We start from the raw sequence: 24,964 nt of genomic DNA, 5'->3' as shown, positions 1-24,964 counted from the left end.
TGACACCATGACACCTTCAACCCAGTCATCCATCCTGTCGATGCTGCACGGCCGGGCGAGCCTGCGCCCGGATGACATCGCGTTCACCTTTACCGACTACAGCCACAGCCCAACGGGCGTCGCCGAAAGCCTCACCTGGTCACAGTTGTCGCGTCGCACCTTCAACGTGGCTCGCGAACTCGGCCAGCACGCGGCGGCCGGCGACAGGGCGCTCATCCTGGCTCCACAAAGCCTCGAGTACATCCTGGCCTTCCTGGGGTCCATGCAAGCCGGGCTGATCGCTGTGCCGCTCCCGCTGCCACACCGCGGTTCGAGCCTTGACCGGGTGAGTGCCGTCTTCGATGACACCTCGCCCTCGGTGGTTCTCACGACCTCGGCGGTTGCCTCAGATGTGGGCGACTATGTCGACCAGTCGCGCCTCGAGATCGCCCCCAAGATCATCGAGATCGACACGCTGCGGCTCGACATCGACGGCGGGCCGAGCACCGTTCCGGCCGACGTACCGGACATCGCGTACCTGCAGTACAGCTCGGGTTCGACCCGAACACCCACCGGCGTCGTGCTGTCCCACCGCAACCTTCAGTCGAATTTCGAACAGTTGATGCGCAGCTTCTTCGTGGACACCGGTTCCAGGATTCCGGCGGATGCCACCATCGTGTCCTGGTTGCCCTTCTATCACGACATGGGTCTGGTGCTGGGTGTCTGCGCCCCGATCCTGGGCGGCTACCACGCCGACTTGACCAGCCCGATCGCATTCTTGGAAAGCCCTTCGCGGTGGGTGCGAGCACTGGCCAAGAACCCACACGCGTGGTCCTCGGCACCCAACTTCGCCTTTGATTTGGCGGCCCGCAAGACGACCGATGCCGACCTGGCCGGGCTCGATCTGGGCGGAGTTCTCGGCATCATCAGCGGTGCCGAGCGCGTCGAGCAGGCCACCTTGCGGCGCTTCGTCGATCGGTTCGCGCACTTCAACTTCCAGGACCACATGATGCGCCCGTCCTATGGGCTGGCGGAGGCCACCGTCTTCGTGGCCTCGGGCACCTGGAGCGAGACCGAGCCTGCTGCTCATTTCGACGTCGAAGAGCTGTCTGCGGGCCGCGTGCGGCGCTGCCCGGCCGGGACCGGCACGGCGCTGGTCAAATACCATGTGCCGCAATCCCCCACGGTGCGGATCATCGACAGTGACACACACCGGGAGTGCGCACCGGAGGTGGTCGGCGAGATCTGGGTGCACGGCGAGAATGTCGCCTCCGGCTACTGGCGCAAGTCACCCGAGGAGCAGCGGTGCTTCGGCGCGAAGGTGACCGAGCCGTCGCCCGGTACTCCAGAAGGCCCCTGGCTGAGAACCGGTGACCTCGGGTTCATCTCCGACGGCGAGCTGTTCATCGTCGGCCGCATCAAGGACCTACTGATCATCCGCGGGCGTAACTACTACCCCGAAGACATCGAGGCGACGGTTCAAGAGATCACGCGCGGTCGAGTCGCGGCGATATCGGTGCCGTTCGACAGCACCGAGAAGCTGGTGACCGTCATCGAGCTCAAGAAGCGCGCAGATTCTGACGAGTCGGTGGCGCACTGGCTCCATGAGATCAAGAGCGAGGTCACCTCGGCGATAGCCAACGCGCACGGCGTGAATGTCGGAGACCTTGTGCTCGTGCCGGCCGGGTCACTTCCCACCACGACGAGCGGCAAAATCCGGCGCGCGGCCTGCGTCGAGCAGTATCTCCAGGACGAGTTCACCCGACTGGACTCGGACACCCGCGTAGGGGTTTCCTGACCCCGACGCGACTGGCGAATGCCGTCAGATCGCGGCTAACCCGACGGCGAGCAGCACACATCCGACCACGGCCAGCACTAGCGCGATGTTGCGGCGACGGTTGGACTGTATCCAGCTGTTGAGCCTCGCCATCACCTCAGCCGTGCGCTCCGGCGCCACAACATGGGCCAGTAGCGGAACCTCGATCAGCGCGAAGGCGATGATGTTGAACATCAGCAGGGCGGTGACCTGCGTGGCCGCCGGGGTGCCCGAGGCCACGATCACGGCCAGCGCGGCCAGAAAATCAACCGAGGGCAGGGCGATTCCCAGCCCGGCAACCAATGCCACCCACAGCGATCCGCCCGTCGCGATGGACTGAATACGCCCGGTGACCTTGTCCAACTGCGCATTTGACGATGGACCCCGCACCCGAGACGCCAGTAACGCGGCGACGAGCAGTGCCGCCACCCCGATGCCGATCTGCACCCGCGGCAACGTGAACTGCGCCGATCCAGTCGACACGTGCCGGAAGGTGAACAGCACCACGAGCCCCACTGTCGTCCCCATGACGAACCCACCACACAGAAACGCCAGCAGCTGCAGCTGTGGGCGCGGCCGATTCAGCATCAGCACCGTCATGCCCAGCCGGAACGGTTCGAAGCTGACGGCAAGGGCCATCACCAGCAATGTGATCCACATATGTCAGGGCTGCAGCCGCTCAATCCGCCCGTCTTGCAAAACAATCCGGTTGTGCACGCGGTTCTCACGGCCCTGCCAGAACTCCACCGTCTCCGGAGCGATCACGTAGCCACCCCACTGCGGGGGCACCGGCACCGTCTCCACATCGGCGAACCGAGCAGTGACGTCATCAAGCTGAGCCAACAGTGCCGCTCGCGATTCGATGGGCGCCGACTGCTGTGAGGCCCAGGCCCCCAGCTGCGATCCGCGCGGACGGTTGGTCCAGTAGTTGGCGGTCTGGGCCGGATCGACCTTGGTCACCGCGCCACGCACGTGGACCTGCCGCCCCAGCGCGTACCAGGGAAAGGTGACGCTCGCGTAGGGCGCTTGCTGGAGTTGGCGCCCCTTGGCGGAGTCATAGTTTGAGAAGAACGTCACACCCGCGGAGTCGAGCCCCTTGCACAGCACCGTGCGCGTCACGGGCCGGCCGCCATCGACAGTGGCAAGCACCATCGCATTCGGTTCGGGGATACCCGAGGACACCGCAAGGTCAAACCATTTGCGCAACAAGGGAAGCCAGCCGTCGGCCAGCCAATCGACATCCAGATCGCCACTGCCGTCCTTTTCTCCGGGACGGTAGTCCGAGCGCAGCCATTCGGTCACGAAAATCACGCTACAGGCGAGCGTCTAAGAGAGATCAAGGTGACTAAGAATCACCCTTATTTGCAGGTGCAAGAATCGCCTTTACCGAGTTGTTACCCACAGGTAGGGAGTCGAGAATCATGACGGTTGCAGCGCCGCTACCAGCGGATTTCGCACCTGGACTGGAGGGCGTGACGGCCTTCGCCACCGAAATCGCCGAGCCCGATAAGGACGGCGGAGCCCTGCGCTACCGCGGTGTCGACATCGAGGATCTGGTCACCCAGCGGGTGACCTTCGGTGACGTATGGGCACTGTTGGTCGACGGTAAGTTCGGCCAGGGCCTCCCACCGGCCGAGCCCTTCCCCATCCCGGTTCACACCGGGGACGTCCGCGTGGACGTGCAGGCCGGGCTGGCCATGCTCGCTCCCATCTGGGGCTTTGAGCCGCTGCTGGACACCGAGGAATCAGTCGCGCGAAATCAGCTGGCCCGCGCCTCGGTGATGGCGCTTTCGTACGTCGCCCAGTCCGCACGAGGCAACGCCGAACCCGCCGTACCCCAACGCCTGATCGATGAATGCTCCACCGTGACAGAACGTTTCATGACTCGCTGGCAGGGCGATCCCGATCCCAAGCACGTCGAGGCCATCGACGCCTACTGGGTGTCTGCCGCCGAACACGGTATGAACGCCTCAACCTTCACCGCCCGGGTCATCGCCTCCACCGGCGCCGATGTGGCGGCCGCCCTCTCCGGTGCGGTGGGCGCGATGAGCGGTCCGCTGCACGGCGGCGCACCCGCCCGCGTACTGCCCATGATCGAGCAGGCGGAAAAGACCGGCGACGCCCGCGGCGTCATCAAGGGCATCCTGGATCGCCGCGAGAAGCTCATGGGCTTCGGTCACCGGGTGTACCGGGCCGAGGATCCGCGGGCGCGCGTGCTGCGCAGCACCGCCAAGCGCCTCGACGCCGCCCGCTACGAGGTGGCCGCCGCCGTTGAGCAGGCCGCCCTCACCGAGCTGCGCGAACGTCGTCCCGACCGTGTCATCGAGACCAATGTCGAGTTCTGGGCAGCGGTCATACTCGACTTCGCGCAGGTGCCGACCCGCATGATGCCGGCGATGTTCACCTGTGCCCGCACCGCGGGCTGGAGCGCGCACATCCTGGAGCAGAAGCGTCTCGACAAGCTGGTGCGACCGGCCGCACTGTATGTCGGGCCCGGGCCGCGTCCGATCGAGTCCGTGGAAGGGTTCGGGCTGCTGCGCTCTCGGGTAGACGCATAACCTGAACTTCTGGCGTCACTACGCGGGAGGTGGTTGGGTGGGGCCTATGACCCCTCCCGACCTCCCCCCAGTAGAACCCTCCGTCTCGCCCTACATCATCGTCGAGGATTCGCGCGCGGCGATCGAGTTCTATAAGAAGGCCTTTGGTGCCGAAGAGCTCGGACTACTGGAGACTCCCGACGGCAAGGTGATGCACGCCGCCGTCAAGATCAACGGCACGACCATCATGATGAATGACGATTTTCCCGAGTACAACGACGGCAAATCCAGCACGCCCACCGCCCTCGGCGGCACCCCGGTCACCATCCACCTCACGGTGCCCAATGTCGACCACTGGTTCAGCCGTGCCGTCGACGCCGGAGCGAGCATCGAGATGCCACTCGAAGACCAGTTCTGGGGCGACCGCTTCGGCGTCATCAAGGACCCGTTCGGGCACCTGTGGTCATTGGGCCAACCGGTGAAGATCGTCAACCCCGAAGACCTCAAGAAGTACGTCGCCGGCGGCGGCGAGTAGGCCCTACCGGAGCAGCTCTTCCAACGCCGATCCGCGGATTGCCTTGCGCCACAACGGTGGTTGTGGGGCGTTCGCGGCCACGCGAAGCATTTCCGGCACCGAGACGAACTTGTCACGCGGACGGCCTTCGCCCTTGCCGCGCGCAATCTCCGCACGGTCGATCGCCAGCCAGCCATCGTGATCGACAATCGTGGGCTGACGCCGCTGGATCAGCTTGGACAAGCCTGACAGCCGTTGCACGGGATCGGCGAGCAATCCGTTGTTGTAATCCTCTACCAGCGAGGTAACGGTCTGCTGCGAGCAGGACTTGTTGGTCCCGATGAATCCGGTCGGACCGCGCTTGATCCATCCCGCCACATAGGTTCCGGGATGCGCCTTGCCTGTGGCCGGATCCGTCACGCGCCCCTGCTCATTCGGGATCACCGCACGCTGATCGTCGAACGGCACATCAGGCATCGGCACGCCGCGGTAACCGATCGAGGTGAGCACCAGTCCCGCATCGATGGTGTCGACGGCGTCGCCGTGCTGGAACTCGATGCCCGTCACGCGCCCCTCCCCCAAGACCTTGACGGGAGTGCGGTTGTAGGCGAAACGAATGGTCTTACCGCCCGGCTCCCGCGCCTCGCGCGGGCAGGTGCTCAGCACCTCCAGCTTCTGGCGGGTCAGCGGCTCCAGATGCGTCTGCAGCGCCTCGTCGACCAGCTTGGCCGTTTCGTCGTCGATCACCACCGTCATATCGGGCAACCCCACGAGACCAAGCAGCTCAGGCAGCGTGAACGCGGAGTGTTCCGGCCCACGGCGCCCGACGATGACCACCTCACGCAGTGCGCTGCTGCGCAACGCGGTCAGTGCGGTATCCGAGATATCCGTACGGGCGAGGCGGTCGGTGCTCCCGGTGAGCACACGCGCTACGTCCAGGGCCACGTTCCCGTTACCGATCACGACGGCACGTTCGTGATCGAGGTCAACCCGGAAGTCGGTGTAGTCGGGGTGGGCGTTGATCCACGCGACAACCTCGGTGGCGGTGGCGCTACCCGGCAGTGCGATCCCCGGGATATCCAGGCGCCGATCGGAGGACGCTCCAACGGAGTAGATCACCGCATGGTGATGCGCCAGCAGTTCGTCATGGCTGACGTCCTTGCCTACCTCGACGTTCAGGAAGAACTCGAAGTTGGGCTGCGCGGCCATCGTGTCGAACAGCTTGGTCACTCGCTTGGTCTGCTGGTGATCGGGGGCCACCCCGGCACGCACCAAACCGTAAGGGGCAGGCAACCTCTCGAACATGCTGACCTTCACGTTCGGCTGGGTCAACAGTTCGTCGGCGGCGTACATGGCCGCGGGGCCGGAGCCGACGATGGCCACCTTCAGTCCGCGCCCGCTGGAGCGGACGGGCGGCGCCTGAATGACCGGAGCCAAGCTGGCGCGGGGGATTTCGCGCGGATAGAACTCGGAGTTGATCCGCAGGAAGGGCAACTGCTCTTCCTTGAGCACCGAGTCCGGCTTGATGGCATCGACCGGGCACGCCGCAACGCAGGCACCGCAGTCGACGCATGCCGATGCATCGATGTGCAGCATCTCCGCCTTGAGGAAATCAGGCTCATCCGGCGTGGGATGGATGCAGTTCACCGGGCATGCGTAAACGCAGGAGCCCTCGTTACAGCACGCCTGGGTAACTACGTGCGGCATCAGGCGGGAACAGCGCTGTGTGAATCAGCCACTGCGGCTTCGGGAGCCGAGTAGTTCACCAGCGGGCCACGCTGCGGCTCACTGCGGTAACGGGCCGCACGGCCATCGATGTGCAATACCCGCCACACCAGCTTGGCGATGGGGTTCATCATGCCAACCTCGCGGCACAGCATCCGGACGTCGGAGAAGACCTCGCTCATCGTCTGGCGCGAGGCAGGGCTCTTCCAGAAGATCTCCTTCATCACGTCCTGCGGGATGTCGAACTTCCGGGCGAAGCTGCGCGGCGGCGTCATGATGGCGCCCATCAGCACCCGCATGATGATCGGGGTGCTGATGGACAGCACAAACCGGTTGAACCAGTGCATGGCCGGGACGCGCTTGTGCAGGTACTCATGCGCGAACGAGATGTGCCGGGCCTCCTCGGCGACATGGATCTCCATGACGCGGCGCATGATCGGGTGCAGATTGTCGCCCTCGCGCAGCACGTTCTTCTGGGTGTGGTCGATGGGCTCTTCCCCGGCAAGCACACCGATGAAGAAGGTCTCGGGTGCGACAGTGGAAGCCAGCGGAATGAACGGGGACAGCCAGCGCAGCAGACGCGGCATACCCGGCACGTCGACACCGAGGCGGTTCACCATCTCCTGGAACATCAGGGTGTGGTTGCACTCTTCGATGGACTCGTGGTTGAGGTAGCGGAACTCTGGGGAGCCATTGGGCACACTGAAGGCGTACTGGATCAGGCCACGGATCAGGATGCTCTCGAAGTGCAGACCCACCTTGGCGACGTTGGCCTGGCGCCACATGCCGATCTCGATCTGCTTCTCCAGCGGTTGCGCCTGGTACCAGGGGTGCCGGCCGAGCGGATCCGTGCGATGCGGGAGCACCCAGCGGGTGTCATTGGGGACGACGGCGTACTCGGGCGAGTCCCAGTCGATGTCGATAAACGGATCGAAGTTCCGGTTCGTCGATCCGTGCGACAGGGTCTCCAGCACCTGGACGTACTTAGCGTCGCCACGCACTTCCTTCTTCGCGCGCAACTTCTCGCGGAGGGACATGCCTATCTCCTTTGATTAAGTAACGGACCTGCAAACTTTTACGTTCTGGGGCTACTTGAAAGTCTACAAGCTCTGGGCGAGTGTAAACAGGGCGAGAAGGCCCAATCTAGGTTTGGGACGAAACGTCCCATGTGACGTTCTCTGCAGGCTTTGTTTTGTGTGAGGCAGGTCTCAATGGGCCACCGTTTAGGCTGGTAGCCGTGGCTGAATTGACCATCCCCGCTGACCTCCTGCCCGCCGACGGACGTTTCGGCTGCGGCCCCTCCAAAGTTCGTCCCGAACAGCTGCAATCGCTCGTGGACGCCGGAGCCGCCCTCTTTGGCACGTCGCATCGGCAAGCACCCGTCAAAAACCTCGTCGGCCGCGTTCGCGAGGGCCTCAAAGAGCTGTTCAAGGCTCCCGAGGGCTACGAGGTAATCCTCGGCAACGGCGGCTCCACGTTGTTCTGGGACGCTGCCGCGTTCGGCCTGATCCGCGAGAAGTCGCTGCACCTGACCTTCGGCGAGTTCAGCGCGAAGTTCGCCTCCTGTGTGGCCAAGAACCCGTTCGTCGGTGACCCGATCAAGGTGGTCGCCGATGCGGGCAGTGCTCCCGCTCCGGTCTCGGATCCTTCCGCCGATGTGATCGCCTGGGCACACAACGAGACCTCGACCGGTGTCATGGTTCCGGTCCAGCGTCCGGCCGGCTCGGAGAACGCGCTGGTGCTCATCGACGCCACCTCCGGCGCCGGTGGGCTGCCGGTGGATCTGTCGGAAGTAGACGCGTACTACTTCGCGCCGCAGAAGAACTTCGCCGGCGACGGCGGACTATGGCTGTCACTCCTGAGCCCGGCGGCCCTGGAGCGGGTGGAGGAGATCGGTGGCAGCGGACGTTGGGTGCCCGACATCCTGTCGCTGCCGATCGCCGTGGAGAACAGCCTCAAGAACCAGACCTACAACACACCGGCCATCGGCACGCTGCTGCTGCTGGCCGATCAGATCGACTGGCTGCTGAGCAACGGCGGTCTGGATTGGGCCACCAAGCGGACCGCCGATTCGGCATCGCGGCTGTACTCCTGGGCCGAAGCGACGTCGTTCACCACCCCATTCGTCGCGGACCCGGCGCAGCGCTCACAGGTGGTGGGCACCATCGACTTCAACGACGACGTGGACGCGGCCGCCGTTGCGAAGGTGTTGCGCGCCAATGGCGTGGTGGACACCGAGCCGTATCGCAAGCTGGGCCGCAACCAGCTGCGGGTGGCGATGTTCGCGGCCATCGACCCCGAGGACATCTCCCAGCTGACGCAGTGCATCGACTGGGTCGTCGAGCGTCTCTGATTCAACGCCTTACGCTCAACGCCTTACGCTCAACGCCTTACGCCCCGAGTGGGAACCTGACGAGGAAAAACACCACAAAAACCGCGTCAGGTTCCCACTCGACCGGGTGCTAGTGATCCGTGAGGTCGTAGACATCGACGTCGTCGATGGTCTGTTTGGCGAACGTGTGCTGCACCCACTCCTGGATGGCTTTCGAGGTCTCACTGCCCGGGGGGCTGAATCCCTCGCCACCATGGCCACCGCCCTCCCCATCGATGAAGTAATGGATCTGCCCGTCGGCCACGTATTGCTGAAACTGCGCCAGCGTCGGTGACGGGTCGGTCCCGTTGAATCCACCGATGGGCATCACCGGACGGCCCGTGGCCAGCTGATAGCCCGACGCCTTGTTGGAGCCGACGGCAGCAGCCACCCAGGTGTAGCGGTCAGCGTTGGCCTCCAGCGCGGCAACAATCTTGGGGCCCGGATCACTGCCATCGAGCAGACCTCCGCCACGTTTCGGGCCGGCCTCGAATTCCGGACGATGCCCTCGTCCGGGCATATCCGGGAAGTCGGGGAATCCGCCGCCCTTGACCTCGGGCCCGGCCGAGGGAAGCGCTCCACTATGTGGCGTCGCGATGGTCTGGACCGAGTATGCGACCGGACCGGCCAACGCCACGATGAGCGCGGCGGCGGCGACAGCCTTGGGATACCTGTTCAGGACCAGGCCGACGACAGCGACGAGCCCCAGGATCAGAATCACCCAGCGCAGCCAGGGCACAAACTCCGGGGAACGCCCCAGCAAGATCCAGGCCATCACCACCGTGAGCAATAGCGCGGCCACCAAAGACCAACGCACCCAAGATCGTTCACGCTCTCGCCAGGCGATGAGCGTACCCGCCCCCACAAGTGCGGCGACCGCAGGCGACAGCGCCACCGAGTAGTAGGGGTGGAAGATTCCTTGCATGTAGCTGAAGACGGTGCCGGTGGTGAGCACCCACAACCCGAAAACGATCAGCACCGCGCGGCGTGTGTCCGTTCGGGAGTCCTTGCGCAGCAAGACCAGACCCAACACCGCCAGGGCCGCCGCCGTCGGGAGCAGCCAGGCGATCTGCCCGCCAAGCGCCGGTTGGAACAACCTGCCGAACCCCGGTTCGCTCCCGAAATGGCCACCGAAGCCGTACATCTCGTCACGCGGACCGGACGCGCTGCCCTTCTCGTTGCCGTTGAGCCGACCCAACCCGTTGTAGCCGAGGGTGAGCTCCAGAATCGAGTTATCGGGCGATCCGCCAATCCACGGGCGCGAGCCCGGGGGCCACAGCTCCACGGTGACAATCCACCAACCTGCCGAAACTACCGCCGCGGCAGCCGATCCGGCAAGCTGCACCAATCGCTTCCCCACACCCACCGGCGCGGCGATCACATACGTCAGCGCGATGGGCGGGATGACGAGCAGCACCTGCAGCTGCTTGGTGAGGAAGCCGAATCCGACCAGCGCGCCGACCAGAAGCAGCCAGCGAGTGCGGCCATCCTCGATACCGCGCATCATCGCCCATACCGCGGCGATCATCAGAAAGACCAACAGCGCGTCCGGGTTGTTGAAGCGGAACATCAGGACCGCGACCGGCGTCACCGCAAGCACCAGACCGGCCAGCAGACCCGTCCCATGGCCGAAATACCGGCGAACGGTCACGTACAACAGCCCGACCGATGCCACGCCCAAAAGCACCTGGGGCACCAGGATGCTCCAACTACTGAGCCCGAAGATGCGCGCGGACAGTTCCATGAGCCATAGCGAGGCCGGCGGTTTGTCGACAGTGATCGAGTTGGCGGCATCCGACGATCCGAAGAACGCGGCCTTCCACGAGACCGAACCCGCCTGCACCGCAGCAGAATAAAAGGAGTTGGCCCAGCCGTTGGAGCCGAGATTAACCAGATATGCCGCCGCGGTGCCGATCAGCAGGAGAGCAACGCTGATCCGCTCCCGGGACTGTTCCCGCACTAGCGGATGCTCGCGCTTCGGAACACCCACCGCAATCCGACGAACCGAACGAGGGTGGCAACGAGGTTGGCCACGGTCAGCACGATCAGCAACAGATGCTTGGAGGCATCGGGGACAAGGTGGTGCATGGCCACCAGAGATCCGCTGGTGAGGGCCAACCCGATGCCGAAGATGACAAGCCCCTGGAACTGATGCTTGGCCGCGTCGCGCCGACCCCGCACGCCGAAGGTGAAGAACCTGTTGGCCGAGGTGTTGAGCACCGCGGTGATGAGCAGCGCCAGGAAATTGGCGGCCTGATCCCCCACCGCTCCGTGCAAGACCAGGAATAGCAAGGCATAAGCCAATGTGCTTGCCACACCGATGATTCCGAACCGGACCAACTGACCGACCATGCCGGCAGGCACGCCCTCGACGAGGGGTTCACGCCCGAGGCTGTGACGTAGCTCTTCCAGCGGCAGGGTGCCGAGCATGAGGGCCCGGCCCAGTCGCCAGATGCCCAGCAGGTCCTTGCGGACAGTGTCGACGATGTCGACACGGCTGTCCGGGTCATCCACCCAGTCGACCGGCACCTCGTGGATGCGCAGGCCAACCCGCTCGGCCAACACCAGCAGTTCGGTGTCGAAGAACCATTCCTTGTCCTCGACCAACGGGAGCAGCTGGCGCGCCACGTCGGCGCGGATCGCCTTGAATCCGCACTGGGCATCGGAGAACCGGACCTGCAGCGAGGCATGCAGAATCAGGTTGTAGGTGCGTGAGATGAATTCGCGCTTGGGCCCGCGTACCACCCGCGAATTGCGGTTGAGCCGGGACCCGTAGGCGACATCCGAGTGTCCCGAGATCAGGGGTGCGACAAGCGGCATCAGTGCGTTGAGGTCGGTGGACAGATCCACATCGCAGTACGCCACAACCTCCGCGTCCGAGGACAGCCACGCCGCGGCCAGCGCCCGTCCCCGTCCCTTCTCCTCCAGATGCAGCACGTCGACATGGTCGAGTTCGGCGGCCAGCCGGTGCGCGATCTGCAGGGTGCCATCGGTACTGGCGTTGTCGGCGATGGTGATGCGAGCCGTGTACGGAACCTCGTTGGCAAGGAACGCGTGCAGTCGGCGAACGCACCGCTCCAGGTCGTTCTCCTCGTTGTAAACGGGGATCACGATGTCGAGGGTCGACGCGAGTACTGCGGTCGGTGCCGTCGCGGTGTCGATCGGCTGCATCACACTGGTCACAAGAGTGACAATGGTGCCCCCCGCTCTGACACAACTGGGTCGCCACTGTGAGTTTCCTGTGAGGGGTTACCTTCGCAGGCGTTCGACCAATCTGGCATCCGGCGTCACAAGGTCATAGTCGGATGGGTTCGGCTCGGCTGCCAGTCGATGCCGATATGCATCGGGCGTCCATGGCCACAGTTCGGGGACGCCGTCCTTACCCAGGTACCAGCTGGTGCAACCCGTGGCCCACACCGTGCCCGGCATGGCGGCCCGCATCTCGGCATTGAATGCCGCCGTCGCGGCAGCAGAGGGTGCCACCGCGTCGATCTGATTGTCCTGCCAGCGACGGACCCAGCGCAGAATGTGCTCGCACTGGTGCTCGGCGATCGCGGTGAGTGAATAGTTGCCGACCGGGCTATGCGGACCCATCAGCATGAAGAAATTCGGGAAACCCGGCAGGCCCACCCCCAGATGTGCCACGGGGCCGCCGGACCACAGCGCATCGATCGTAATACCCTCTTGCCCAATGAGATTCATCGGGCGCATGAAAGCATGGGCATCGAATCCGGTGGCCAGCACGATGGCATCCACCTCGTGTAGCCGCCCCCCGGCAGTCACTATCCCCTGTTGTTCGACGTGATCGATCGCCGTGTCCACCAGGGCGACGTGGGGACGCTGCATCGCACGATAAAACCCCGCGGAGATCACCAGCCTTCGGCACATCGGCTGGTAGTCCGGGGTGAGCCTGCGCCGCAGGTCCGGATCCGTCACGGTCCGAAGGTTGGCCCTGCACAGTGCCGAAATCAGGCGGCGTTGCCAGCCGGGACGAACCAACGCCGCGGCAAGGAACTCGAACACACTGCGGTAGCCGTGGTAGGCCGCGGCACTGAGGATCGGCACCCTGGCACGCACCATGTCCGCCAGCTTCGTGTACGACGGGTTGGGGACGGGCACCACCCATTGGGCGCTGCGCTGAAACAGTTTCAATTCGCCCACAACCGGTTCGAGGCCGCAGACGATCTGCACCCCCGTCGATCCGGTACCGATGACCGCGACGCGTTTCCCCGTGGGGTCGACGGAGTGGTCCCAGCGTGCCGAATGCATCACCGGACCGTGGAAATCGGCGAGCCCGTCGATGGTCGGATATCGCGGTTCCCGCAAGATGCCGGTAGCCGAGATCAAAAAATCGACGACAAAGACATCGCCTTGATCGGTCCACACCCGCCACCGGCCGTCCTCGAACCGGGCCTCGGTGACCGTGGTACCGAACCGAATCCGTCGGCGAAGATCGAACTCGGTGGCGAAACGCCGGAAATACTCCCCGATTTCACCCCCTGGCGAGAAGAACCTGGTCCAGTCCGGCTTCGGCGCAAAGGTGAATTGGTAAAAACGAGAAGGGATATCACAGCTCAGGCCGGGGTAGGTGTTGTCTCGCCAGGTGCCGCCGACCTCATCCGCCTTCTCCAGAATGGTGATATCGGTAACGCCCGTCTGGTGCAGCATCGCCGCCATACACAGACCGGACATGCCTGCTCCGACGATCGCAACAGAGGGTGACCGGCGCATCATGCCGCCATCCCCGCATCCGCTTCGCGAATCGCCTTCCGCAGTCGTCTATTTCGACCGAGTAGTCCGTCCAGGTGATAGACGGCTGTCCTTAGGTCCAACAACAATGGCACCCAGCGTGGTGCGTACACCCGACGACTGCGCCGTGCGATGCCCTCGACAATGGCCGTGCCTGCGGCGCTGACGGGAGCGGCCTTGCCAACAAAATCCGGGAGGGTGGACATGATGGCCCCGAGACCGTGGTTAGCTGCTATCGAATTCCCCAGCTCGGTGTCGATCAGCCCGAAGTACGCGATGCCGACACTAACCCCACTGTCGGACAGCTCGATTCGCAATGCACGTGCCAGCGCCTCAACACCCCACTTAGCGGCCATGTAGGCGCTGAAGGTCGGACCGGGAAGCCCGGCTGCCGCAGAGGCCACCACCATCACGTATCCGCGTCGCGCCCGAACGTGCGGAAGAGCGATCCGCGCGGTGTGGAACACGCCCACCAGGTTCACATCGATCACCTGCTGCCACTCCTGCGGCCGAACGCTCGCGACCGTCGCGATGGGGCCGGCAATGCCCGCGTTCGCGAGCACGATGTCGATTCCACCGAATCGTTGGACAACAGCGTCCATTGCCGTGGCGATCGATTCGGGATCGGTGACATCGGCGGCGAACCCGGCCACCCCGTCCCCCAACTCAGCAGCCAATGCATCCGCCCGGGCGGCGTCCCGATCCAGCACCGCCACCGAAGCTCCCCGCCGCGATAGCTGCCGCACCACCTCGGCACCAATGCCATTGGCACCGCCGGTGATGACCGCCACCTGCCCGAACATGTGATCAGACGTCCTTGCCATGGCCTGAACGTATTGATCGCACATCCGGCATTGAATGACTTCATCCGCCAAACACTTGATAAATTCGGACAGTGCCCGATGATGGTGGTCGCCCATTCTGGGACTATCCGCGCTCACCCACCGCGACACGGAACCTCGTCGAAGCGGCCAGAGACCGCGGTTTCGGCACAGGCCCATGCCTGGCGGAGACGGGTCTCACCGACGCCGACCTGGTAGGGCCCGACGCCGTCGTGAGCGGGGCCCAGGAACTGCAGATCGTGCGGAACTTGTTGGCGCTCACGGGAGATCCGGTGGGACTCGGGATCGAGGTGGGTACCCGTTATCAAATCGCCAGTGCCGGAATCTTGGGATTCGCCCTACTGTCCAGCCCGACCATGCGCGACGCGCTCGCGGTCGGGTTGCGTTTCAGCCAGCTCAGTTCGACATTTCACCGCTTCACGCTGACCATCGGCGACGCGGACAGTATTTTCGATCTTGACGAGAGCGAGATCCCGCCCGATGTCCGCCGGTTTCTACTGGAACGTGATCTGGCCGCGATCGCCGGCATAGTTCCCATCCTGTTCGGCGGCGCGATGCCAGTAGGAGCACGCATGCAGCTTCGGAGCGGTCCCGACACGCCGCTGCGCCTCCTGGCCGGGCTACTCACCGTCGAATTCGACTCGCCCCGAAATGCGCTGGTGTTTCCCACCGAGCTGCTGGCGGCACCGCTGCCCACCGCCGATCCGCACACGGCCGCCCTGTGCGTGCGCCAGTGCGAGGAACTGCTCCAACAACGGCGCTCCCGTGACGGTATCGCCGGTGAGGTGCGCCACCAGCTGCTTCGAGTCCCCGGGCAGGTGCCCACCATGGGCCACATCGCCGCGGGCATGCACATCGCCGAGCGCACGCTGCACCGTCGGCTGGCACGCGAGGGCACCTCCTATCGGGCACTGCTCGACGAGGTACGCGAGACCCTGGCCAAGGAACTCCTCGCCAACGACCTCACCGTGAAAGAGGTCTCCGACCGTCTGGGGTACTCCGAACCCGCGGCATTCACGCACGCATACACGCGCTGGCACGGCGCTCCGCCGCGCGCGCATCTGACGTGACGACACGTTCCACGTAACTATTACTTCATATACGATCGTATTATGTTTGATAGTTTTGGCGCCTCCTTCCGCCGGTCGAATCGCCGGCACGTGCGGCTCAGCATCGCCGCGTCGTGCGTCATCGCACTGGTATTGGGCGCGAGCGGCTGGGTGATCTACGCGAACGACTTCGCGATCAGGATGCAGCAGGTGATCATCCCCGGTGCGACCGGGCCGTTTCAGGCGACACTCGCCTTGCCCCGACGTGGCACCGGACCGTTCGGGCTGGTCGTGTTCGTGCATGGCGACGGCGCGGCGAACGCGACACGAGACGGCTTCTACGAACCGATCTGGGAATCATTCGCCCAGGCGGGCTATGCCTCACTATCCTGGAACAAACCGGGAATCCAAGGAGCTCCGGGGAATTGGCTGAATCAAAACATGCACGACCGAGCCAATGAAGCAGAGGACGCGATCGACTGGGCGCGCCAGCGCACCGATATCGACCCGCGGCGGATCGGAATATGGGGTATCAGCCAAGGCGGATGGGTGGTACCCGAGGTCGCCGCCCACCGACCAGATCTACAGTTCGTGATTATCGTTGGTGCGGCTATAAATTGGCTACGGCAGGGGAGATACAACCTACTCGCCGATCTTCGGCACCGTGGAGCCTCCGAATCCGAGATCGCCACCGCGTTGAATCGCCGCGAGACGGGATTGCGACTACTGCGCGACAACGCGACCTACGAGCAGTACCTTGCGGCGCAGCAGGATTCTGATCCCATGTCCGCCGATCGCTGGAACTTCGTCCGCAAGAATTTTCGGTCCGATGTCACCGATATCCTGCCGCTCGTCACAACGCCAGTTCTGCTCGCCATCGGCGACGACGATCTGAATGTCGATGTCGACGAGACCGAGCAGACCTACCGCCGAATCCTGCCTCCGCAGCAGCTGACCGTGCAGCGATACCCCAACGCGTCACACAACATCGTGAAGGCCGATTTGGACAACGATCAGAATTGGCGCTCAACGATGGTCGCGGTGTTATCCCCACGTTCGCTCTACGCGCCCGGCTATCTGGACAACCTACGGAATTACGTTGCGAAACAGCCGGTGCGCTGAACGTGATGAGCAGTGGGGTCCTCATACGACGGCTGACGTTCTGCGAGGCCGCGGGTGGGGTACTACTCGCGGTGGCGACGCTGCCGTTTTCCTCACCATGGACGGGCGCCCCACCGCTGTGGGTCCAGCTGCTCGGAATCACTTTTCTGCTCGGAATGTTCGCCGCGAAGTTGGTTGTGTTGCGGCGCATCATCACTGCGGTGACATTGACGAGTCTTCACGATGTGCTACGCCTTCACCTAGCGGTTGGCGGGTACGCCCTGGCGGTGTTCCTACTGTTTCCGCTGCCACCGTCATGGAGCTGGTTCTGGTTCACGCTGACCTTTCTCGGCGCCGCGCTGGGCAGCGGCGCACTGGCCCGGATGAGGCGCACAGCGCCGTTCAGATAATCTGTCGAATCGCATCGGCATACCATCCGAACAATCGAATTGGTTGTTCGGATTCGGTTTTCGCAAACTCTGCCCAGCACGCGGCGACCGCCGCACGCGCGGCCGCGCCCACCCACGGCTGTGGGAGCAGCTGCGGCGGCAGGAGGGGGTCGGGTTCAACCGCCTGTGTGAACTCTGCCGCCAGCGCCACAGCGAGGGTGAGCAGTTCGGTTCGTGACGCGGTGCGAATCGCGGGAAGAACAGCTTCGGCCACCGCCAGCAGCCTGCGGTGACGCTCGGCGATTGCGTCGACCGGCCAGAGTCGGTCGGCCAGCTCGCGAGCTTCCGATCGGCCACCCAGTGCGAGGTCGGTCGTGGTGAACGACGTGACGTGTTCGGTCACGCCGAGTTGTTCTGCGGTGTCTGCGATCCGGGCTTCCCAGGCATTGGCGCACACATACAAGCCACCCTGGATCGGCGCACCTCCCAACCGCAGGATCGCGTCGCGCATGGCATCGCGTGCCGTACGGGCCGATTCGGGTACCGCGAATGCGACGAGGTGCCAACACCCATCCCACGGTGCGAGGCCGCGATCCTGCTCGTACATGTAGCGCACGTACTCCAGGTCCGGTTCCAGTGAGCTCCTCGTCGCCCCCGTCGCATACAGAATCGCCCTGCGCCCCCGCCCCTCATGCGTGAAACGGCCCTCGGCAACAAGGCGTTTGACACACAATCGGACCTGCTGGTCGCTCATGCCCAAGATGCCGGCGACATCGTAGAGCTCGCCGGCGGAAATCGTCGCGTCCTCACGGATCATGCTCTCGACCACACTGCGGGTGGAGATATCGGAGTTCAAGACGTGTTGGATGTCCAAACGTTCACCTCACGAGAGCCGCCGTATTGCGTTCGATCATCCTACGTTCGGTGAACCGCCGAACGAATCAGGGCCGCGGCGCATGCTCAACCAGATACGGCGAGACCCCATCGGCACACCCCAGCGCCGCCCCAAGGTCGGCGAAGAACCGCCCTGGCTCGATAACCGCCTCGGGCGGGTGAACTCCCGCGCGGCGCGCGGTGCCGTCGATCACCTGTGCCATCCCGAGGGCCAGGGGCACACCGGTGATGCGGGCCATGTCACGTAACGCGCTTCTCATCGGTAGCGCCTGCGGTCCGGTCAGATTCAGACGCGCAAGCGCGGTATGACGATCGCCGTCTCGTTCACCGATGACTGCGGCAAAGAACGGCGGGAGGGTCCCGGCACCGCGCAGGCGAACGGCCGCACAGGCGGAACGCACTGCCCGCCGCCATCCGGGGACCGCGAAGGCCGCAGCGGCCTGCTCCCGCGTGAGTAGTCCGGTGTCGATGTCACGACGCAGCGTGTCGAGGTAGGCCACCGCCCACGGTGTGATGACCATGAGGTTCAGGACGGTACCGATCGGTTTCAGACTGCGCCGCAGCGTGATCGGTTCCGGATGACCGATCGAGTATGCGGTACCCCGATGTCCGGCGGGCAGGTCCAACGTGACCGGGCTCAGCGGGCGCCGCTCGACGAGCTGCCCGCCCCCCACCACGGTGATGGTGCCGCTGGCCTGCTCCATCCAATGCACTGCCGCGGCAGTTGGCCTGCCGCCGGAGCCGAGCAACTGAGCCTTGCCTTCGGTGCCATCGCCGTCGGTGCCGACGTCTACGGGCCACGCCGTGTAGATGTCGTGGATCGAATCGAATTCCGCTGCGGCGGTAGCGGCAAGCAGGTTACTGATTCCCGGACTCGCGCCCATACCGATCACCGCACAGACACCGTACTCGCGCGCCGTTTCATCGAGCTCAAGCATCTGCAACGTCGGCTCCCAGTCGTCGCAGATGTCCAGATAGTGCGTTCTTGTCTCGATCGCCGCGAGCAGCACCGTCAGTCCGAATCGGAAGTAGGGCCCAACGGTATTCAGAACGAGGTCAACCGGTTCCAGGACGGCGCGCAACGCCGCCTCATCGGTGACATCGATCTGAACAGCCCGGACCGGTACGCACCCCTCCCCCAACTGCCGCACCAATCCTTCAGCCGCGCCGAGGTCGCGGTCGGCGATGACGATCTCCTCGATGCCCGGTACTTCTCGAGCGGTCCGCACGGCGACCGCCCCCATTGCGCCTGCTCCACCCAAAGCCAGAATTTTCATACATCCCACAATACCTATCGAATTACATACTGTCGTTCAATAAATGATAGATATCGGGAATCCAGCTCCTGCCGATATCGGCATCAGGCTCGGTAAGTTAGTCGGGGTGACGGAACCGCACAAAGATCACGAGATCGACTACCGCTTCACGCTGGCCAACGAGCGCACATTCCTCTCGTGGATCCGGACCGCCCTCGGTCTACTCGCCGGTGGTGTAGCGGTACAAACCCTCGTCCAACCGTTTCACCATGCCGGGGTTCGGCATGTACTGGCGGCGTCCTGCCTGGCCCTGGCCGTGGTGGTGTCCATCGGCGCATACGTTCATTGGCGCGATGTGAAAGACCGGATGGACCGGGACCAGCCCCTCAAGGGCACCCTGCTGGTGCCCTTGCTCGCGGTCAGCATCGGACTCGTCGCGATCCTGGCATCGATTGCCGTGTTCTACCGATGAGAACCGACCCCGAGACTCACGCAGTCGAACGCACGGCGCTGGCCTGGCTTCGCACCGGGTTGGCCGCCGCCGGAGCCGCAGCGGTATTTCTGACCCACGCGCTCATCCACAAGCAGACCGCGGTGGCCTCATTGATCGCGACCGCGGTTGTACTCGGAATCGCCGCCATCAGCACCGTGCGCCATCACGCGCTGGCGCGAGGGCACTGGCGCCACGGCGGCAGGCCCATCACATTGACCACCCTGACTGTGGTCGCGGTGATCGTGCTGTCGGCCGGTATCGACATCTCAAATCTGGGTACGTAGGTATACCTGCGATTCCGCAGACCACACCCCCTTACGACCTCATACTTCTCCTGTTCGGCTCCACCCCTCATCACACATAAGGAGAACGCAATGAAGCGTGGGCTTGTGGTCGCCATTGGCGGCGCGGCGATTATCGCCGCAGGTCTGGTCGGCTGTTCGAGCGATAAGTCCAGCACCACGGTGAGTGGCAACGGCGGCGCCGTCGCCACCAACAGCACCGCCAAGGTCGTCATCGACGGCAAGGAGCAGAAGATCGAGGGGGCCGTCGTCTGCCAGGCCTCAAACGGCAACGTCAACATCGTCATCGGCAGCGGCGCTCAGGGCTTCGGTGCCGTGGTGACGGAAGGCGATTCTCCGACGGTAAAGTCCGCCGGTCTGGGCAGCCTCAACGGGCAGTCGCTGGCATTCTCCGAAGGCACCCCCGGAGCGAACGCGAAGGCCACCAAGGACGGCAAGAAGTACCACATCGAGGGCACCGCCATCGCTGTGGACATGGCCAACCCGATGCAGCCCTCCAACAAGCCATTCGAAATCGAGGTCACCTGCCCATAAGGCAGATGGGCGTCTAGCCGGGTAACCGCGACGGATCCGCGCTACCCGGCTAGACCTCCAAACAGCAGGGTTCTGGCGCCTCTCACGTGCCGGTCGTCTCGATCTGCGCGAGGCGGCCCGCCTCCCAGACCGGCCCTGCCAGGTCAACGCGATCGATACCAGTGGCAAACAACACCTGCCACATGCGTCACATAGCGCGAACTGTCAGTAAAAGCAAGTAGCCCACACCCCCGCGTGTCACCGCGGAATGGCCCTCTACCTGCACTAAGGTCCCAAGAACTGGGTCATCCAGACCAGGGCGAGGAGGACATCGTGCGCGAACTGAAAGTCATCGGCCTATCAGCCGACGGCAAGCGAGTGGTCTGCCAGGACGCCAACGGCAGCGACAAGTTCGTCATCGACGCCGACGACAGGCTCCGTGCAGCTGCCCGGGGTGATCTGTCCCGCCTCGGGCAGATTCAGATCGAAATGGAGAGCTCGTTGCGCCCCCGGGAAATTCAGGCCCGCATCCGGGCCGGCGCCACCGTTCAGCAGGTCGCCACGGCCGCAGGAGTCGATGTCGCGCGGATCGAACGGTTCGCCCATCCCGTGTTGCTGGAACGCCAGCGCGCTGCCGAGATGGCAACCGCGGCCCACCCCGTCCGCAGTGACGGCCCCACCGTCAACTCGCTCGCCGATACCGTGGCCGGCGCAATGTTCGCGCGGGGACTAGACCCCGATGCCATCGAGTGGGACGCCTGGAAGGTCGAGGACGGTCGATGGACCGTCCAGCTGCAGTGGCGTGCGGGCCGGTCGGACAACAAGGCACACTTCCGGTTCACCCCCGGGGCACATGGCGGCACGGTGACCGCACTCGATGATTCCGCCCGCGAGCTCATCGACCCGACGTTCACCCGCAGCCTGCGCACTGTTGCGCCGGTGGCTCCGCTTCTCCCCGAGCCCGAACCGGAGTTGTTCACCGAGCGCCCCGCGCCGCAGCCCGAGCCCGTCCGCGAGCCGGAGCCGGTCGAGGAAGTCAACGACGCCCAGCCGACTCCCGCGCCGCGCCGCTCACGGCGCAGCAAGCCCGCGGTGCCCACCTGGGAAGACGTGCTGCTCGGGGTTCGCTCCAGCGGCCAGAATTAGCGAGACCGCACCCTAGGTGATTAGGGCGGTCACCACGGCCGCCAGCCATCCGCCGGCGATCCCGATCGCGATGCCCAGCACGAACCATCGCAACACCGGGCGTTCCCGCCAACCCCATAATGTTGGTGAAAGACCGCCCACTGCAACAATATTGAGCAGCACTGCCCACAGCGGATGTACCTTCGCAAGACCGAGGCTCAGCACCACCACGCCCACCGCGACCACCACGGCCACACACATCGCCGAGACGATGCCCTCGACCCACGGGGTGTCGGATTCCGCCGAGCTCGTTGCCCGCCGTGCGGGCTGCTTATCGCCGGTCACGGCGCGAGCCTAGCGCGCTCATAGAACGCCAGCGCCGCAGCGGTGGCCACGTTCAACGAGTCGGTGCCGTTGGCCATCGGGATGCGTACGCGGAAATCGCTGGCACGCAAAGCCACGTCGGTCAACCCAGGTCCCTCGGCACCCACCATCAGCGCCACCCTCTCGTTCTGAAGCGGCGGAATCACATCGGCCAGCGACCGCGAGTCTCCGGCAGGCGTCATCGCCAACAATCGGAATCCGTTGTCCCGCAATCTGTACAACGACTTCGGCCATTCGGGAAGACGAGCGAAAGGCACCAGCAGCGCGTGCCCCATCGACACCCGCACCGCCCTCCGGTACAACGGGTCCGCGCACCCACTGCCAAAGAGCACCGCATCGACCCCCATTCCCGCGGCGTTGCGGAAAATCGAACCTAGATTCTCGTGGTCGTTGACGCCCTCCAGCACCGCCACCGTACGCGCCGTCTGCATGAGGTCGGTCGCCGACAGTTCCACGGGGCGCCTCGCCGCGGCAAGTACTCCGCGGTTGAGATGAAAGCCGACGGCCTCCGCCATGACCTCGGGACTTGCCCGGTAGTACGGAACATCGACAGGCTCGAGATCGGCTGCGAGCTCGGTCAATCGACGGTCGGTACCCAAAAGCGCGAAAGGTGCGAATCGTGACGCCAGCATGCGCTGCACCACCAAGACGCCCTCGGCGATCACCAGCCCCTTCCCGCTGGGCAGATCGGGCCTGCGGTCGACACTGTTGAGATCGCGGAAGCTGTCCAAACGAGGGTCGGCAGCGTTGTCGATATCGATGACCAGCATCTACATCCGCCTGGCCAGCGGCGTCGGTTCGCACACCGGGGTAGCGACCGGAGCAGGCGGAACAAGCCCGGCACGTATCTGGCCGGCTTCCGGAACCACCTCGGCCACAACCGGACACGGATGACGGCGCAGATACACCGCGCAGGTCAGCCCGGCAGCCACCGATACCACCCCACCGATCAGCAGCGGCATCCGTCCACCGTGCAGATCGGCCAGCCAGCCCACCAACGGGCTGCCCAGCGGGGTGCCGCCCAGGAAAGCCACCATGTAAATGCCCATCACCCTTCCTCGCAGCTGCGAATCCACGGACAGCTGAATGATATTCATCGCCGACGTGGTGAACGTCAGCGCGAGCAGACCCGTCGGGATGAGCGCGACGGCCACCGACAGATAGGTCGGCATCACGCTGACGACAGCCTCGGAAACCCCGAAAGCCATAGCAGCGCTATAGAACAGATTCATACGCACCTTCTCGGTGCGCCGGGCAGCCAGCGTGGCGCCTAACAATGTGCCGACTGCCAGCGCCGTCGACAGCAGCCCGTATGACTCCGCGCCGCGACCGAAGGTCTCTCGCGCCAGCACCGCGAGTGTCAGCGAGAAGTTCAGCCCGAATGTCGAGACCAGGAACACGGTAAGCATGATCATGAACAGATCGCGGCGGTGCCATACATACGAAAAGCCCTGACGCAGTTGGCCCTTTGCGGGCGGAACCGGATCACTCGGGTGTAGCTCCGCAGGCCGCATCCGCCACAACGCGATACCCACACCAATGAAACTGACGAAGTTCAGCAAGAACACCCAGCCGGTACCAACGAGCCCGATCAACACTCCCGAGATCGCCGGCCCGATGATGCCCGCGAGGTTGAACACCATGGAGTTGAGCCCGACCGCGTTGGGCAGATGCTCCGGACCCACCATCTCAATGGTGAAGGATTGCCTGGTGGGTGCCTCGATCGCCGCGGCACATCCCATCGCGAAGGCCACCGCCATCACATGCCAGATCCGGACAAGACCGGTGACCTGCAGAAGCCCCACGGTCAACGCGAACAGCGCCATCAATGCCTGGGTCAGCATCAGCATCCGGCGCTTGTCGTAGCGGTCGGCCAGCATTCCTCCCCACACCGAGAGCAACAGCGTCGGCCCGAATTGCAGCGCCATCACCACACCGAGCAGGAAGGCGTTGCCGTGCGAGAGGTCCAGCACCAGCCAATCCTGCGCGACGCGCTGCATCCAGGTGCCGACGAGCGACACCATCTGACCGCTGATCCATAGCCGGTAGTTACGTGTGCGCAGCGATACGAATATCCCGCCGCGGTCAGCCACGGTGAATCATTTTAGAGACTAACGAGATTGTCAGCTAACCGTTTTCATTGACCAGTGCCGACAGCAGGTCGGTCGCCTGCCGCAGCACGGCTCGTTGCTCAGGGGTGAAATCGTCCAGGTGCTCGCGCAACCACTCCTCGCGGGCGCTGCGATCGGCCTGCACGATATCGGCACCCGCCTCCGACAACGAGACAACTACCTGGCGGCCGTCGGTCGGATGCGCCGAGCGCTCCACCAGCCCGAGCTCGGCCAACGAGGCGATCACCCGCGTCATCGACGGCGGCTGCACGCGCTCGCGGGCAGCGAGCGCACCCGGGGTCATCGCCCCTTCGTTAAGCAACGTCGCCAATGCCGACAGCTGCGTCAACGAGACCGGCGAATCCGCGCGCCGGAACCGCAGATGCCGGGCCAGGCGAATGACAACAAGCGACAGATCGCTGGCCAACCGGGCATCGGGGTCGCTCACGGCCCAAACCTTACGGCACGTCCAGGGCTTTCACAGGGACCTAGCCCGGTGTAGTTCGTGCCACGTATGCTGCGCATCTAGTGGACACCCCCGCGCCCCAACCGCCCCCGCTCCCGGCCGCACTGCTCAATCCGTGGCCGGTTGTCGTCGCAGGCACAGTGCTGTGGCTCATTGCCAACATCCTTGCCTTCACCATTCCTGCGCTCGAGAGCTGGCGTCCCATCACGCTTGCCGGACTGGGTACCGGCGCGCTGGGCACCACCATCGTCCTGCTACAAGTTCGTGCGGTGCGGCGCGGCTCACGCGGCGCGCAAACCGGCCTGTAGCCGAATCAACCCCGCAACATCCCAGAAAGAGGAGCAATCT

Annotated in this window: 26 protein-coding genes; 12 read left to right on the top strand and 14 right to left on the bottom strand. The window is 64.4% G+C overall.

Annotated elements, in window-relative coordinates; all coding sequences use genetic code 11:
• Positions 1 to 7: 7 nt before the first annotated feature.
• Positions 8 to 1,777: an AMP-binding protein gene (locus tag AOT87_RS00755; protein ID WP_081343144.1), complete on the top strand. Its 1,770-nt coding sequence runs from the start codon at positions 8 to 10 to the stop codon at positions 1,775 to 1,777.
• Between the two features lie 24 nt (positions 1,778 to 1,801).
• Here the strand turns inward: AOT87_RS00755 and AOT87_RS00750 are convergent, their stop codons facing one another.
• Both AOT87_RS00750 and pdxH read right to left on the bottom strand, forming a co-directional pair.
• Positions 1,802 to 2,455 (bottom strand): GAP family protein, encoded by a 654-nt coding sequence (locus AOT87_RS00750; RefSeq protein WP_057966588.1) that lies wholly within the window; start codon positions 2,453 to 2,455, stop codon positions 1,802 to 1,804.
• Positions 2,456 to 2,458: 3 nt separating this feature from the next.
• Positions 2,459 to 3,106, bottom strand: a complete 648-nt coding sequence (pdxH, locus tag AOT87_RS00745) for a pyridoxamine 5'-phosphate oxidase (protein ID WP_057968322.1) — start codon at positions 3,104 to 3,106, stop codon at positions 2,459 to 2,461.
• Positions 3,107 to 3,216: 110 nt separating this feature from the next.
• Between pdxH and AOT87_RS00740 the strand changes: the two genes are divergently transcribed.
• Together AOT87_RS00740 and AOT87_RS00735 are read left to right on the top strand one after the other, a co-directional pair.
• On the top strand, positions 3,217 to 4,353 hold the full coding sequence (locus AOT87_RS00740; RefSeq protein WP_030094350.1) for a citrate synthase 2: 1,137 nt from the start codon (positions 3,217 to 3,219) through the stop codon (positions 4,351 to 4,353).
• Between the two features lie 46 nt (positions 4,354 to 4,399).
• Complete coding sequence (locus tag AOT87_RS00735; protein ID WP_057968323.1) at positions 4,400 to 4,867, top strand: VOC family protein; 468 nt, start codon at positions 4,400 to 4,402, stop codon at positions 4,865 to 4,867.
• 3 nt (positions 4,868 to 4,870) lie between these two features.
• Here the strand turns inward: AOT87_RS00735 and AOT87_RS00730 are convergent, their stop codons facing one another.
• Entirely contained in the window at positions 4,871 to 6,553 is a 1,683-nt protein-coding gene (locus AOT87_RS00730; RefSeq protein WP_057968324.1) for an FAD-dependent oxidoreductase, read from the bottom strand.
• The gene (locus tag AOT87_RS00725; protein WP_057968325.1) at positions 6,553 to 7,608 is read right to left on the bottom strand and encodes a diiron oxygenase; all 1,056 of its coding nucleotides are present in this window, start codon (positions 7,606 to 7,608) and stop codon (positions 6,553 to 6,555) included. The genes AOT87_RS00730 and AOT87_RS00725 overlap by 1 nt, the downstream gene beginning before the upstream one ends.
• Positions 7,609 to 7,808: 200 nt before the next feature.
• On the opposite strand from AOT87_RS00725, the gene serC reads away from it, so the two are divergent.
• Positions 7,809 to 8,924 (top strand): phosphoserine transaminase, encoded by a 1,116-nt coding sequence (gene serC / locus AOT87_RS00720; protein WP_057968326.1) that lies wholly within the window; start codon positions 7,809 to 7,811, stop codon positions 8,922 to 8,924.
• Positions 8,925 to 9,033: 109 nt separating this feature from the next.
• Here the strand turns inward: serC and AOT87_RS00715 are convergent, their stop codons facing one another.
• The 4 genes from AOT87_RS00715 to AOT87_RS00700 all read right to left on the bottom strand — a co-directional run bounded on the left by AOT87_RS00715 (position 9,034) and on the right by AOT87_RS00700 (position 14,515).
• Positions 9,034 to 10,932, bottom strand: a complete 1,899-nt coding sequence (locus AOT87_RS00715) for a glycosyltransferase family 39 protein (protein WP_057968327.1) — start codon at positions 10,930 to 10,932, stop codon at positions 9,034 to 9,036.
• Positions 10,902 to 12,125 carry a bifunctional glycosyltransferase family 2/GtrA family protein gene (locus AOT87_RS00710; protein WP_078321631.1) on the bottom strand — a complete coding sequence of 408 codons (1,224 nt, stop codon included), beginning with the start codon at positions 12,123 to 12,125 and terminating at the stop codon, positions 10,902 to 10,904. The genes AOT87_RS00715 and AOT87_RS00710 overlap by 31 nt, the downstream gene beginning before the upstream one ends.
• A 66-nt stretch (positions 12,126 to 12,191) precedes the next feature.
• Positions 12,192 to 13,676 carry an NAD(P)/FAD-dependent oxidoreductase gene (locus AOT87_RS00705; protein ID WP_057968328.1) on the bottom strand — a complete coding sequence of 495 codons (1,485 nt, stop codon included), beginning with the start codon at positions 13,674 to 13,676 and terminating at the stop codon, positions 12,192 to 12,194.
• Positions 13,673 to 14,515: a short-chain dehydrogenase/reductase gene (locus AOT87_RS00700; RefSeq protein ID WP_057968334.1), complete on the bottom strand. Its 843-nt coding sequence runs from the start codon at positions 14,513 to 14,515 to the stop codon at positions 13,673 to 13,675. Before AOT87_RS00700 ends, AOT87_RS00705 begins: the two co-directional genes overlap by 4 nt.
• Before the next feature lie 71 nt (positions 14,516 to 14,586).
• On the opposite strand from AOT87_RS00700, the gene AOT87_RS00695 reads away from it, so the two are divergent.
• From AOT87_RS00695 to AOT87_RS00685, 3 genes are read left to right on the top strand one after another with little or no spacing between them, the layout of a single operon-like run.
• Positions 14,587 to 15,603, top strand: coding sequence for an AraC family transcriptional regulator (locus AOT87_RS00695; protein ID WP_057968329.1), 1,017 nt, complete (start codon positions 14,587 to 14,589; stop codon positions 15,601 to 15,603).
• A 42-nt stretch (positions 15,604 to 15,645) separates the two neighbouring features.
• Positions 15,646 to 16,704, top strand: coding sequence for an alpha/beta fold hydrolase (locus AOT87_RS00690; RefSeq protein WP_057969890.1), 1,059 nt, complete (start codon positions 15,646 to 15,648; stop codon positions 16,702 to 16,704).
• A gap of 5 nt (positions 16,705 to 16,709) precedes the next feature.
• The gene (locus AOT87_RS00685; RefSeq protein ID WP_057969894.1) at positions 16,710 to 17,093 is read left to right on the top strand and encodes a hypothetical protein; all 384 of its coding nucleotides are present in this window, start codon (positions 16,710 to 16,712) and stop codon (positions 17,091 to 17,093) included.
• Here the strand turns inward: AOT87_RS00685 and AOT87_RS00680 are convergent.
• The gene (locus AOT87_RS00680; RefSeq protein ID WP_057969891.1) at positions 17,086 to 17,946 is read right to left on the bottom strand and encodes a PaaX family transcriptional regulator C-terminal domain-containing protein; all 861 of its coding nucleotides are present in this window, start codon (positions 17,944 to 17,946) and stop codon (positions 17,086 to 17,088) included. The genes AOT87_RS00685 and AOT87_RS00680 overlap by 8 nt on opposite strands.
• Positions 17,947 to 18,013: 67 nt before the next feature.
• Entirely contained in the window at positions 18,014 to 19,243 is a 1,230-nt protein-coding gene (locus tag AOT87_RS00675) for a saccharopine dehydrogenase NADP-binding domain-containing protein (RefSeq protein WP_057969892.1), read from the bottom strand.
• A 106-nt stretch (positions 19,244 to 19,349) separates the two neighbouring features.
• Between AOT87_RS00675 and AOT87_RS00670 the strand changes: the two genes are divergently transcribed.
• The 4 genes from AOT87_RS00670 to sepH all read left to right on the top strand — a co-directional run bounded on the left by AOT87_RS00670 (position 19,350) and on the right by sepH (position 21,676).
• Positions 19,350 to 19,694, top strand: coding sequence for a DUF202 domain-containing protein (locus AOT87_RS00670; RefSeq protein WP_046255521.1), 345 nt, complete (start codon positions 19,350 to 19,352; stop codon positions 19,692 to 19,694).
• Positions 19,691 to 19,999, top strand: coding sequence for a DUF202 domain-containing protein (locus AOT87_RS00665; protein ID WP_057966633.1), 309 nt, complete (start codon positions 19,691 to 19,693; stop codon positions 19,997 to 19,999). The genes AOT87_RS00670 and AOT87_RS00665 overlap by 4 nt, the downstream gene beginning before the upstream one ends.
• Positions 20,000 to 20,089: 90 nt before the next feature.
• Positions 20,090 to 20,551: a lipoprotein LpqH gene (locus AOT87_RS00660; RefSeq protein ID WP_057969893.1), complete on the top strand. Its 462-nt coding sequence runs from the start codon at positions 20,090 to 20,092 to the stop codon at positions 20,549 to 20,551.
• 312 nt (positions 20,552 to 20,863) lie between these two features.
• Positions 20,864 to 21,676 carry a septation protein SepH gene (gene sepH / locus AOT87_RS00655; RefSeq protein ID WP_046252620.1) on the top strand — a complete coding sequence of 271 codons (813 nt, stop codon included), beginning with the start codon at positions 20,864 to 20,866 and terminating at the stop codon, positions 21,674 to 21,676.
• A gap of 12 nt (positions 21,677 to 21,688) precedes the next feature.
• On the opposite strand, the gene AOT87_RS00650 is transcribed toward sepH, so the two are convergent.
• Genes AOT87_RS00650 through AOT87_RS00635 form a run of 4 tightly spaced genes read right to left on the bottom strand, consistent with a single transcriptional unit; the run spans position 21,689 to position 24,598 of the window.
• On the bottom strand, positions 21,689 to 22,000 hold the full coding sequence (locus AOT87_RS00650) for a DUF2537 domain-containing protein (RefSeq protein ID WP_227457819.1): 312 nt from the start codon (positions 21,998 to 22,000) through the stop codon (positions 21,689 to 21,691).
• Positions 21,997 to 22,809 carry an RNA methyltransferase gene (locus tag AOT87_RS00645; RefSeq protein ID WP_057968771.1) on the bottom strand — a complete coding sequence of 271 codons (813 nt, stop codon included), beginning with the start codon at positions 22,807 to 22,809 and terminating at the stop codon, positions 21,997 to 21,999. The genes AOT87_RS00650 and AOT87_RS00645 overlap by 4 nt, the downstream gene beginning before the upstream one ends.
• Positions 22,810 to 24,132 (bottom strand): MFS transporter, encoded by a 1,323-nt coding sequence (locus AOT87_RS00640; protein ID WP_057968772.1) that lies wholly within the window; start codon positions 24,130 to 24,132, stop codon positions 22,810 to 22,812.
• A 34-nt stretch (positions 24,133 to 24,166) separates the two neighbouring features.
• A complete protein-coding gene (locus AOT87_RS00635; protein WP_030094333.1) occupies positions 24,167 to 24,598 on the bottom strand; it encodes a MarR family transcriptional regulator in 432 nt (143 codons plus the stop codon).
• Positions 24,599 to 24,678: 80 nt separating this feature from the next.
• Between AOT87_RS00635 and AOT87_RS00630 the strand changes: the two genes are divergently transcribed.
• Positions 24,679 to 24,924, top strand: coding sequence for a DUF2530 domain-containing protein (locus AOT87_RS00630; protein ID WP_030094332.1), 246 nt, complete (start codon positions 24,679 to 24,681; stop codon positions 24,922 to 24,924).
• Positions 24,925 to 24,964: the final 40 nt, after the last annotated feature.

The sequence above is a fragment of the Mycobacteroides sp. H003 genome, assembly GCF_001440135.1.
Lineage (GTDB): Bacteria > Actinomycetota > Actinomycetes > Mycobacteriales > Mycobacteriaceae > Mycobacterium > Mycobacterium gwanakae.
The sequence above is the reverse complement of the archived record's forward strand: the minus strand, read 5'-3'. Positions and strand labels throughout refer to the sequence as shown.